The organism is Bacillus sp. FSL R5-0709, assembly GCF_038004785.1.
Taxonomy (GTDB): domain Bacteria; phylum Bacillota; class Bacilli; order Bacillales; family Bacillaceae_G; genus Bacillus_A; species Bacillus_A mycoides.
On sequence record NZ_JBBORT010000001.1, the window covers coordinates 4,190,696 to 4,202,377 of the forward strand.

The 11,682-nt window shown below is 37.5% G+C and carries 13 protein-coding genes; 4 read left to right on the plus strand and 9 right to left on the minus strand.

The window, feature by feature from the left end:
- Positions 1–28 precede the first annotated feature (28 nt).
- On the plus strand, positions 29–373 hold the full coding sequence (locus MKX37_RS21465) for a PH domain-containing protein (protein ID WP_078422010.1): 345 nt from the start codon (positions 29–31) through the stop codon (positions 371–373).
- 38 nt (positions 374–411) lie between these two features.
- Here the strand turns inward: MKX37_RS21465 and MKX37_RS21470 are convergent, their stop codons facing one another.
- On the minus strand, positions 412–1,479 hold the full coding sequence (locus MKX37_RS21470; RefSeq protein WP_002129216.1) for an AI-2E family transporter: 1,068 nt from the start codon (positions 1,477–1,479) through the stop codon (positions 412–414).
- Between the two features lie 176 nt (positions 1,480–1,655).
- Between MKX37_RS21470 and MKX37_RS21475 the strand changes: the two genes are divergently transcribed.
- Positions 1,656–1,868, plus strand: a complete 213-nt coding sequence (locus MKX37_RS21475) for a hypothetical protein (protein WP_002015285.1) — start codon at positions 1,656–1,658, stop codon at positions 1,866–1,868.
- Between the two features lie 36 nt (positions 1,869–1,904).
- On the opposite strand, the gene MKX37_RS21480 is transcribed toward MKX37_RS21475, so the two are convergent.
- The 7 genes from MKX37_RS21480 to cymR all read right to left on the minus strand — a co-directional run bounded on the left by MKX37_RS21480 (position 1,905) and on the right by cymR (position 8,311).
- Positions 1,905–2,033 (minus strand): YrzQ family protein, encoded by a 129-nt coding sequence (locus tag MKX37_RS21480; RefSeq protein ID WP_002015286.1) that lies wholly within the window; start codon positions 2,031–2,033, stop codon positions 1,905–1,907.
- A gap of 18 nt (positions 2,034–2,051) precedes the next feature.
- Complete coding sequence (locus MKX37_RS21485) at positions 2,052–2,240, minus strand: hypothetical protein (protein ID WP_002015288.1); 189 nt, start codon at positions 2,238–2,240, stop codon at positions 2,052–2,054.
- A 127-nt stretch (positions 2,241–2,367) separates the two neighbouring features.
- A complete protein-coding gene (gene recD2, locus MKX37_RS21490) occupies positions 2,368–4,704 on the minus strand; it encodes an SF1B family DNA helicase RecD2 (RefSeq protein WP_002184924.1) in 2,337 nt (778 codons plus the stop codon).
- Positions 4,705–4,811: 107 nt separating this feature from the next.
- A complete protein-coding gene (locus MKX37_RS21495) occupies positions 4,812–5,471 on the minus strand; it encodes a tetratricopeptide repeat protein (protein ID WP_002088750.1) in 660 nt (219 codons plus the stop codon).
- A gap of 110 nt (positions 5,472–5,581) precedes the next feature.
- Positions 5,582–6,697: a tRNA 2-thiouridine(34) synthase MnmA gene (gene mnmA, locus MKX37_RS21500; RefSeq protein ID WP_002088752.1), complete on the minus strand. Its 1,116-nt coding sequence runs from the start codon at positions 6,695–6,697 to the stop codon at positions 5,582–5,584.
- A 16-nt stretch (positions 6,698–6,713) separates the two neighbouring features.
- Positions 6,714–7,859: a cysteine desulfurase family protein gene (locus MKX37_RS21505; protein WP_002129219.1), complete on the minus strand. Its 1,146-nt coding sequence runs from the start codon at positions 7,857–7,859 to the stop codon at positions 6,714–6,716.
- 35 nt (positions 7,860–7,894) lie between these two features.
- Positions 7,895–8,311 carry a cysteine metabolism transcriptional regulator CymR gene (cymR, locus tag MKX37_RS21510; protein WP_000704117.1) on the minus strand — a complete coding sequence of 139 codons (417 nt, stop codon included), beginning with the start codon at positions 8,309–8,311 and terminating at the stop codon, positions 7,895–7,897.
- Between the two features lie 395 nt (positions 8,312–8,706).
- On the opposite strand from cymR, the gene MKX37_RS21515 reads away from it, so the two are divergent.
- Together MKX37_RS21515 and MKX37_RS21520 are read left to right on the plus strand one after the other, a co-directional pair.
- Positions 8,707–9,993, plus strand: a complete 1,287-nt coding sequence (locus MKX37_RS21515) for a replication-associated recombination protein A (RefSeq protein WP_002167638.1) — start codon at positions 8,707–8,709, stop codon at positions 9,991–9,993.
- A 37-nt stretch (positions 9,994–10,030) separates the two neighbouring features.
- Positions 10,031–10,672, plus strand: a complete 642-nt coding sequence (locus tag MKX37_RS21520) for an RsfA family transcriptional regulator (RefSeq protein WP_002034101.1) — start codon at positions 10,031–10,033, stop codon at positions 10,670–10,672.
- 156 nt (positions 10,673–10,828) lie between these two features.
- On the opposite strand, the gene MKX37_RS21525 is transcribed toward MKX37_RS21520, so the two are convergent.
- Positions 10,829–11,596: a tRNA threonylcarbamoyladenosine dehydratase gene (locus tag MKX37_RS21525; RefSeq protein WP_000903181.1), complete on the minus strand. Its 768-nt coding sequence runs from the start codon at positions 11,594–11,596 to the stop codon at positions 10,829–10,831.
- Positions 11,597–11,682 lie beyond the last annotated feature (86 nt).

The window sequence follows — 11,682 nt, forward strand, 5'->3', positions numbered from 1 at the left end:
AATTATTAACAATAAAGGAGCGATTACAATGACAACCTTATTGAATCAAGCTAAAGAAATGTTAACAACTGATGAAAAAATCCTTTTTTATGCAGCATGCTCATTAAATATATTTATATATCGTTCCGTCGCAAGACCAGGACTGTTAATTTTAACGAACAAACGGCTCTTCTTTTATGGACCAGATGTAAGTAAGAGCCCAATATTTGAAGAGTACTCTTTTGCAAACATTTCTAATCTAAAAGAGCAAAAGCGTCTTTTCAGCAATCAAATTATATTTATGTACGATAATGAATGGAAAAAAATAAAACATATTCAAACAAATGATATAAGCTCTCTCGTTCAACAAATACACGAGCAACTCTCTAAATAATGATAGCCCTCTACTTTTATAAGTAGAGGGCTATCATATTACACATCTTCTTTTTTCCAAAGAGGCCTCACATGAACGACCACTGTCCGAATGACCGCTAAAATAGGAACCGATATTAGTAATCCTACAATCCCCGCAACTTCTCCCCCTACTAGTAATGCAAACATAATGATCACAGGATGCATACGAAGCGACTTACCAACGATGTAAGGCGATAAAATGTTACTTTCCAAAAATTGCAAAATAGCAATCGTAATTCCCGCCTTAATGAGTAAACTCGTTGATACCGTTGCTGCAATCATCAACGTCGGAATCGCCCCTAAAATAGGACCAAAGTACGGGATTATATCCGTTACCCCAATAATAATACCGAGTAATAACGGATATTTCATACCGATAAACCAAAAAGAAAGAACAGATACTCCTCCTAATACTAAGCAAACAAATAACTGTCCTCGAATATAACTTCCGAGTGACTTATCAATTTCTTTCGCAAGCATTTGACCCGTACTACGCCACTTACTCGGAACTAGTTTCCAAAAAATATGATAAAACTCACCGTAATCTTTTAATATGTAAAATACAATGAACGGAATTAAGAAAATAATGAGCAATGAATCCAGTACACCACGAGCTGTGCTCATGACTTTATTTAAAAGCGCTTGAATCTTCGTTTCTACACCACCAAAAATTTGTTTCACCTTTTCATGAATAAATGATGGGAAATTCGCTGTTTGTTCTGTAACTCCATCCATCCAAGAATCGTACATTTTTGTAAACTGCGGAAATTGTTCATTAATTTCTTGTAACTGTTTAATAACAACTGGCGTTCCTTTATAAATTCCATAGCCAATTCCGCCAAAGAAAAGAATATAAATGAGCAAAATAGCAAGTGTGCGTGGCATTCCTTCCTTATGGATTTTTTCAATTAAAGGGTGTAATAAATAAGCAATAAAACAAGCAATAAAGAACGGTGTGATCGCCACTTTAAATACAAAAATAATCGGCGCCCATAGTGGCTTGATTTTTAAAAAGACGAGCAAACAAAGAAAAACGAGTAACAATAATCCTAAACGATATATCCAAATGATTTTAAGATTCTTCACACGAAAAACCTCCTCCACCTTTATTTTGAAAATAAATAGGTTAGGTTATGTGCAAAAGTTTTAAAATCTTTTTATACAGACCATACTGTTTTTTAAAGACGTACATATATTTAACATAATAAGGACAACCACCCCTGAAAATACAAAATGTCAAAATATAATCAGGAGGGCTCATAATGATCTTATTTATGCTTGCATTATCCGCACTTTTTATGCTTCTTGAATGGATTTGTATCGGGTTTGGTATTTGGAAAGGCTTCTTTATTCGTTCCTCGCGAAAGGAAAGAGCTAAGCACTTATGGCATTATGGAATGCTTGGCGTTGGATGCTACGGTTTATCTTATCTCTTCTCTGAAATCGGACTTTTATATTTGCATACAAGCGCATAAAAAAACTCCCTTATCATGAAGGGAGTTTTTTACGCCTTATAAATAAGACTTAATCATCTTACGTGCTTTTTTCACATTGCGTTTTGAGAATACATCTTGTTTGCGAGCATATTGATATGCTGCAGCTCCAACACCTAATGCGATTAATGAATTGCGTAGATTCAAAGTAAATCCCCCTTTTCGTTATCCGATCGTTCTTTCATTATCATCAAATAAATCATCAAGAGAGCTTAATGAACCATCTTCCTCTACTTGATGTGTATGGATTTTCCCCTTTGAAACCGATAATTCGATATAACAATTCCAGCAATAAAATTGGTTGACACCTATTTTTCCGATGTCTTTCCCTTTGCAATTTGGACAACTGAACATATGGCTTTCATCTCCTTACAGTCTCCCAGATTCTATTCGCCATTATGTCCAAACTGCATTCATTTATACATTGCTAAAGCCTTTCAACGTTATACGTTTGAAAGTTTCACTATATAATTTCACCTTGTTACATGAAATCATACGGTGAAATGTTTTCCACGTCCATTTCTTCACCATTAACCGTCACCATCTGCACTTCTCCTTGTGATTCTTGCAATCGGCCAGCTAAAGTCGTTTGACGCATTGCATCATCAAGGCGATTTACACCGGATTGAAACGCTGCTTCCTCCCCGCAAATAATAAGGAATTTCTTACTCCTTGTAATACCCGTGTAAATTAAATTACGACGTAACATACGGTAGTAGCTCTTTACAATCGGCATAATAACTATTGGGAATTCACTACCTTGCGATTTATGAATCGAGCAGCAATAGGCATGCGTAATTTGATTTAAATCCGGCTTTGTATATGTTACTTCAATTCCATCAAATGAAACGATAATCATATCTTGTTGCTCGACATTTTCTTTCGCATAAAATACTGAAACAATTTCTCCAATATCACCATTAAACACTTGGCTTTCCGGCTGATTGACTAATTGAAGTACTTTATCACCTCTGCGGTATACAACGTCACCGTAGGCAATTTCTTTACTCTTTTCTTTTTTCGGATTAAACACTTCTTGAAGAGCTTCATTTAACACATTAATACCTGCTGGTCCGCGATACATTGGTGCCAATACTTGTACATCTCTTGCACTAAAGCCTTTTGTCTTAGCATTTTCACAAACCTTTTTAACAACCTCAACAATTTGAGCACCTGCACAGCTGATAAATGAACGATCTTTTTTATTTTGTGCTAAATCTGGCGGGAGCGTCCCGTCTTTTATCGCATGGGCAAGCTGAATAACAGACGAACCTTCTGCCTGACGATAAATTTCTGTGAGTTTTACCGTTGGAATGGCACCTGCATTTAATAAATCTTTCAACACTTGTCCAGGTCCTACCGATGGTAATTGGTCTTCATCACCTACAACGATTACTTGGATGTTCGTCGGCAAGGATTTAAACAATTGATTTGCCAGCCAAATATCTACCATCGAAAACTCATCAATAATAAGGAGCTTCCCTTGAACAGGGTCTGTTTCATTGCGCTGGAAAGACCCTTCTGGCGTCCATCCAAGCAGGCGATGAATTGTGCACGCCGGAAGCCCCGTCGATTCACTCATTCGCTTCGCTGCTCTTCCTGTTGGAGCCGTTAATAGTATTGGAAATGGATTGTCATCACTATATTCATTTAGATTTAGTGATAGCCCGTGAAGCGACGCATACATTTCAACAATTCCTTTAATAACTGTAGTTTTCCCCGTTCCTGGTCCACCTGTTAATAACATCATCGGCTTATGAAGTGCAGTTTGAACTGCTTCTTGCTGAAGCGGTGCATACTGTACCTTTAGCTGTTCTTCAATTTCACCTAATGTCTTTAACACTTCTGCTTCAGGAAATGCAGGGGTTTCCTCTTGATTCATAAGCCTGCGAATGGACTTTACAACGCCTTTTTCAGAGTAAAATAACGAAGCTAAATACACACGCTCTTCTTCTATGATGACTTTCCCTTCACCTTGCATCATTTCAACGCAGCCTACAATATCTTCCTCAGTCACTCCGCCTTCTTGATTATTTAAAAGTGACATCGTTTCTCTTACAAGCTGACCTTTTTCCATATACACGTGACCGAGTTGTAATGAAATATTCTCTAACGTATAAAAACACCCTGCACGTACACGGTCGTCGTGATTGCCCGTTATTCCGATTGCACGCCCTATATCATCTGCTCTTCCAAATCCAATTCCGTCCACTTCTTCAATAAGTTTATACGGATTATTACGAATCACTTCTAATGTCATCTCTTTATATTGCTGATAAATTTTAATAGAAAGTTTTGTTCCAAAACCGTAACCATTTAAAAAACTCATCACTTTCTCGAGCCCTTGATGCTCAATAATCGTCTCATATATTTCCTGCGCTTTTTGCTTGTTTACAACACCACTTAACGCATCCGGATCATCCATAATTTTAGAAATCGCATGCTCACCAAGATGGTCCACGATTTTTTCGGCTGTACGCTTTCCAATCCCTTTAAATAAATCGCTCGCTAAATATTGCACCATACCTGCTTTTGTTTGTGGCAATTCTTTTTTAAACGTTTCAACTAAATATTGTTTTCCATACTTTGGGTGGTCTTTAAAATGACCTGTTAATGTAAACACTTCATCTTCATGCATACGAGGAAAATGACCGTTTATCATTACTTTTTTTTCGTCGTATGTTTCATTCGTTTCAATGACTTTCATACTGACAACGGAATAGAGGTTTTCTTCGTTGTGGAAAATGGTATGAAGAACTTGCGCTTTTATAAATTTTTTTTCTTCCTCAAACAAATCCATTGCATGTTGATTTCCCATATTTCCTCTCCTTTCCGAGTTCTTTTCACTTTAATGAGCAGTACATCCCCCACCTCTTTCACAATCTTTAGATGAGGGGTAACTGCGCATTAAACTATAATTTCACTTTATTCAGCTTCTTGCTCTAATAAACGAATACCATTACCAGCTAAAAAGTGGTCTGCTTGAATTTCAGTCGCTTTCTTAAATAAAGTAAGAGCTTTCTCGTTATTCTCCTCGAATACGTACGCAACACCTAAATTATAATACGCATCTGCATGCTCTTCATCCATTTCTAACACCTTTTCAAAATAAGGTTTTGCCTCTTGAATATGTTCTAGTCGTGCGAAGCAAAGTCCGCATTGGAAAACAGCTTCTACATCGCCTTCATCTAATTCCGTCGCTCTTTGTAAAAATGGAAGTGCAAGACGATCATTTCCAAGTTGCACATGTGTGATACCTAACATAAATGTTACGTCAGCTGATTGTAATCCCACTTGCATCGCTTGTTCAAATACAGCCTTCGCCTCTGCAAATTGCTCTTGACCGTAATATACGTTTCCTAAGCCATAATAAGCAGCCGCAGATTTACCATCTAATTCTAATGCACGTTTATAAAATAAAATTGCTCGCTCACTATCACCTAATACATCTAATAAATTCGCAAAGTTAATGTATCCAAGCGCATCTTTCGGGTTTTCTTCGATTGCTTCTGTGAAATTTTCAGCTGCTTCTTCCCAGTTTCCTTCTTGCATATATTTAATACCTGTTTCAAGTTTGTTTGACATATCCTTCACCTCTACAACAAATTATAACAAAGAATGTATTTTCCAAGCGAACAAAAATTCGCTTTATGTAAAAGAAACCTCTAACCGCTAATCGGCAGAGGCTTCTCGTGTTATCCTAAATAATCTAATTTCTTACCACTATGATATACTTCATCAATTGTAGCGCCGCCTAAGCACTCATCTCCATCATAGAAAACAACTGCTTGGCCTGGCGTAATTGCACGAATTGGCTCATCACAAAGAATACGAACTGTATTTTCATCAACGATTTGAACCGTTACTTTATTGTCTGCTTGACGATAACGGAATTTCGCTGTACACGTAAATTCTTTTTCCTTCGCTTTATTACTTACCCAGCCTACATTCGTAGCAATAACTTCATCACCATATAGAAGTTCGTTATGGAATCCTTGATCAACATATAAAATGTTTTCTTTCAAGTTTTTCCCCACAGCAAACCACGGATCACCATTACCACCAATACCAAGGCCATGACGTTGTCCAATTGTATAATACATTAAACCATCATGTTTCCCTTTCACTTCACCAGATAATGTTTGCATCACACCTGGTTGCGCCGGTAAATAGTTACTTAAGAAATCTTTAAAGTTACGCTCACCGATGAAGCAAATACCAGTACTATCTTTCTTCGCCGCTGTCGCTAAACCAGCTTCTGTCGCCATTTCGCGAATTTGTGGTTTCTTTAATTCACCTAATGGGAACATTGTTTTTGATAGTTGCTCTTGGCTTAATTGATTTAAGAAATATGTTTGATCTTTATTGTCATCAACGCCGCGAAGCATTTTATATTCGCCGTCCATATAAGCAACGCGTGCATAATGACCTGTTGCTACATAATCAGCACCAAGTGCAATTGCATGCTCTAAAAATGCTTTAAATTTAATTTCTTTGTTACACATTACATCTGGGTTTGGTGTACGACCAGCTCGGTACTCATCTAAAAAGTACGTGAATACTTTATCCCAGTATTGTTTTTCAAAGTTTACTGCATAATACGGAATGCCGATTTGGTTACACACTTCAATTACATCATTGTAATCTTCTGTTGCTGTGCAGACACCATTTGCATCTGTATCATCCCAGTTTTTCATAAAAATTCCGATTACATCATAACCCTGCTCTTTTAATAAAAGAGCTGCTACAGATGAATCGACGCCACCGGACATCCCGATGACAACGCGTGTTTCTTGAGGTAGTTTGTTCATCATGTCACCTCCCATGCTAATTTTGTGTTAATCGCTTCACGATTTTCACTGTTTCGTACGCCGCTTTTTCAATTTGCTCTTTCGTATTTCCAAGTCCGAAACTAAAGCGTACGGATGAACGTATTTGATCGGAGTCTTTTCCGAACATCGCCACTAATACATGTGATGGATCAATCGAACCAGCTGTACAAGCAGAACCACTTGATACTGCAATACCAGCTAAGTCTAGGTTTACAAGAAACGGTTCAATATTCATTCCTGTAAAACTTATATTAAACACATGTGGTAAGCGATATTCCAAGTCTCCGTTTACCTCGAAATGAATGTCCTCATTTTTGAAGACAGATACCATTATATCTTTAAACTCTTCATATTGGGCATTTTTTTGCTCACGAGTTTTTTCTGCTAGCGAAACTGCATGTTGAAGTCCAACAATACTAGGTACATTTTCAGTACCAGCACGACGTTTTCTTTCTTGCTCTCCGCCTATTAATAACGGTTCAAATTTCACATTTGCACCAGCATATAGGAACCCTACACCTTTTGGGCCGTTAATTTTGTGAGCGGAAATCGATAATAAATCAATACCAAACTCTTTCACATCTATTTCTATTAAACCGTAAGCTTGTACAGCATCTGTGTGGAAATAAGCTTGATGCTCTTTTAACAGCTTACCTATTTCCACAATTGGTTGTATTGTCCCTACTTCATTATTCCCGAACATAATAGATACAAGAATCGTCTCTTCCGTTAGTGCCTTTTGTATGTCCGAAACTTGAACACGCCCTGTTTCATCAACAGGTAAATACGTCACTTCAAATCCTTCACGCTCTAACAATTCACACGTATGCAAAATCGCATGATGTTCAATTTGCGTTGTAATAACGTGGTTACCTTTATGACGATTCGCACGCGCTACACCTATAAGTGCTAAATTATCAGCTTCTGTACCACCGCTCGTGAATATAATTTCATTTGGACTCGCGTGAATGCTACGTGCACACACACGTCTCGCCTCATCTACCGCATGGCGCGTTTGACGCCCATAAAAGTGAATACTAGACGGGTTTCCAAATGTTTCTGTCATATATGGAATCATCTTTTCGACCACTTCTGGGTGAGTCGGAGATGTCGCAGCATGATCTAAGTAAATGCGTTCCATTAAATCTCCTTCTTTCCAAATCGTTTCACAAGGAATTAAATGTAAAACATATAGCCCCCGTGATTTTCTTCCTCATAACGTACTAAATCTTCTAAAGTTGTACTATCTAATACTTCTTGCACTGCATCACGAACACGCATCCATAATTGGCGTTGTGCTGGTTCTTCTTCTTCTATCATTTCTACAACACTAATTGGACCCTCTAGTACACGGATTACATCTCCAGCTGTAATGTTGACTGGCTGATCAGATAATACATATCCGCCATATGCACCACGCGTACTCTTTACAAGACGAGCGTTACGAAGTGGTGAAATTAATTGCTCTAAGTAATGCTCAGATAGGTCATGTGCCTGTGCAATTGATTTTAATGAAATTGGGCCTTCACCAAACTTTTTTGCAAGGTCGATCATAATTGTTAAGCCGTAGCGGCCTTTCGTTGAAATCTTCATCTATTTGCACCTCATTTCAAATTTTCACTTCTATTGGTTATATCTTATTTATCCCGCTATTTGCGGGCAGTAAAACTCCCACCTCAAAATTCGGCTGGAGCAAAGAAGTTAGGTGGGGGATGAACAAAACCCCCTCTAATTAAAGTTTCACTTTATAAAAGAACACAATTTAAAATCCTATGAAATTATAGCATAATATAGTATTATAAGAAATTTCAACTTGTGTATCAAAATGATAACATAAAATCACATTGAAAAACTCGGAAATTATTACAATTGAAAGAAAAATAGGAATATTCATATTCATCCCCCCCCACAAAACAGCATCCTATTTCAAATTTCATCAAAAAAAATGGTACGATAGAATGAGATTATACATTAAGGGAGAGGGTCAAATGAAACAACCACTCGCACATCGAATGCGCCCTACAAATATTCAAGAAATTATCGGACAACAGCATTTAGTTGGTGAAGGCAAGATTTTATGGCGTATGGTCCAAGCAAATCATTTTCAATCAATGATTTTATACGGTCCTCCAGGCACAGGAAAAACATCAATCGCTAGCGCAATTGCAGGAAGTACTGGAACCCTGTTTCGCCTCTTAAACGCTGTTACTCATAATAAAAAAGATATGGAAGTTGTCGTACAGGAAGCGAAGATGCATCGGCACCTCGTTTTAATTTTGGATGAAGTTCATAGGCTAGATAAAGCGAAGCAAGACTTTCTATTACCCCATTTAGAAAGCGGACTTCTTACTTTAATTGGTGCAACGACAAGCAATCCGTTCCATGCTATTAATTCTGCTATTCGAAGTCGTTGTCAAATCTTCGAATTACACGCATTAACAGAAGATGATATTTTAATTGGCTTAAAACGAGCGCTTGAAGATAAAGAAAAAGGGCTTGGGGAATATGATGTAACTGTTACGGATGAAGCATTACATCACTTTGCAAATGCGTCAGGCGGAGATATGCGCTCAGCTTATAATGCACTTGAACTAGCTGTTTTATCTAGCTTTACAACTGACGACAAAGCCGCGGAAATTACACTTGAAATCGCAGAAGAATGCTTACAGAAAAAGAGTTTCGTTCACGACAAAGGTGGCGATGCTCACTATGACGTTTTATCTGCTTTTCAAAAATCAGTACGCGGAAGTGATGTGAACGCCGCACTTCATTATTTAGCACGTCTTATTGAAGCTGGTGACTTACAAAGCATCGGTAGACGTCTGCTTATTATGGCATATGAAGATATCGGACTTGCTAGCCCACAAGCTGGACAACGTACACTTGCAGCGATTGAATCAGCTGAACGGGTCGGCTTCCCAGAGGCACGCATACCACTTGCAAATGCTGTTATTGAACTTTGTCTATCACCGAAATCAAACTCGGCCTATAAAGCACTCGATGCCGCACTACACGATTTACGTAATGGCCAAACAGGCGATATTCCAAGTCATTTAAAAGATAGTCATTATAAAGGAGCCGAATCGTTAGGAAGAGGCATCGGATACTTATATCCACACGATCACCCAAACGGTTGGGTACAACAACAATACTTACCTGATAAAATTAAAAACAAGCAATATTATAAACCGAAAACGACAGGAAAATTTGAACAAGTACTTTCTACTGTTTATGAAAGATTACAAAGTTCGCATAAAACGAAGAATAAAGGGTAATATAAGCGAAAACGTCACCATTACGGAGGGTTCGCTTATGAAAACACGTCAAGATGCATGGACAAAAGAAGACGATCTCCTTTTAGCAGAAACTGTTTTACGACATATTCGCAGCGGAAGTACACAAATAAAAGCATTCGATGAAGTTGGTGATACATTAAACCGAACTTCAGCAGCTTGTGGCTTTAGATGGAATGCTGAAGTAAGACCATATTATGAAGATGCGGTGCAAATCGCAAAAAAACAACGTAAAGAATTAAAGCGTTCGGAAGCTAAAATAGAAAAAGAGCAGTTCACACAAACTCGGCAGCTCGTAATCGATGCCGAGTTTTCAGAAGATATTGTCCCAAATAAACAAGATCTTACAATGCAAAATGTCATCTCATTTTTGCAAAACTTGGAGCACAATAACCCTTCACTCGCAAAGTTACAAACTGAAAATGACGTATTACAAGATCAGCTCACTTCCCTGCAAAAAATGAATAATGAACTTGAAGCAAAATTAGCTGTTCTCACAAAAAAACAACAAGCAATCGAAGAAGATTATGCAATGCTTGTTAGAATTATGGATCGTGCTCGAAAACTTGTTTCGGTCGAAGAACAAGAAGAGCAAATTGCTCCGATTTTCAAAACCGATCAAAATGGAAATTTAGATATTATATATTCTGCAGAAAACTAAAAACAGGGATGCCACTTTTTCAACTAAGTGACATCCCTGTTTATTTTCCCTTAGTGAAAAAGCACCACAGTAAATGAAATTATATTAACGATTCGACATCGACATTTCTTTAAAACATACAAAAAGCATATATCCTAAACGATATATGCTTCCTTTTTATTCTTGCCCTACACGCTTCACTTCTACGTTTTTAATACGCTCACGTACAACGTGACTTGCCATAATTAAACCAGCCACAGATGGTACGAACGCATTTGAAGAAGGTGGTAATTTCGCTTTACGAATTTTTGCATTTTCGTCTGGTACGATTTCTTTACGTACTTCTTCACGAATTACGATTGGGTTTTCGTCAGAGAAGACAACTTTTACACCTTTTTTAATACCATCTTTACGAAGCTTCGTACGAATTACTTTCGCAATTGGATCTGTATGTGTTTTAGAAATGTCCGCAATACGGAAACGAGTTGGGTCCATTTTATTTGCCGCACCCATACATGAGATAATTTTGATTTTACGACGTAAACATTGTTTAATTAAATGAATTTTGAACGTAATCGTATCAGATGCATCTACTACGAAATCTAAACCGTGTTTAAAGAACTCTTCATATGTTTCATCTGTATAAAACATCTCTAGTCCAATTACTTCACACTCTGGATTAATATCTGCAATACGCTCTTTCATTAATTCTACTTTTGAACGTCCTACAGTAGATACTAACGCGTGAATTTGACGGTTTACGTTTGTAATATCTACAACATCTTTGTCAACTAATACAAGACGTCCTACGCCAGAACGTGCTAACGCTTCTGCCGAAAATGATCCTACGCCGCCAATACCTAAAATACCGACTGTACTATTTTTTAATATTTCAAGGCCTTCTTTTCCAAAGGCTAATTCATTACGTGAAAATTGATGTAACATTCAGCTCTACACTCCTATTACAAAAATGGTCTACCATGTATTCTAGCCTTTTTCCGACTATTTGTATAGAAAAAGTTATAGAATTC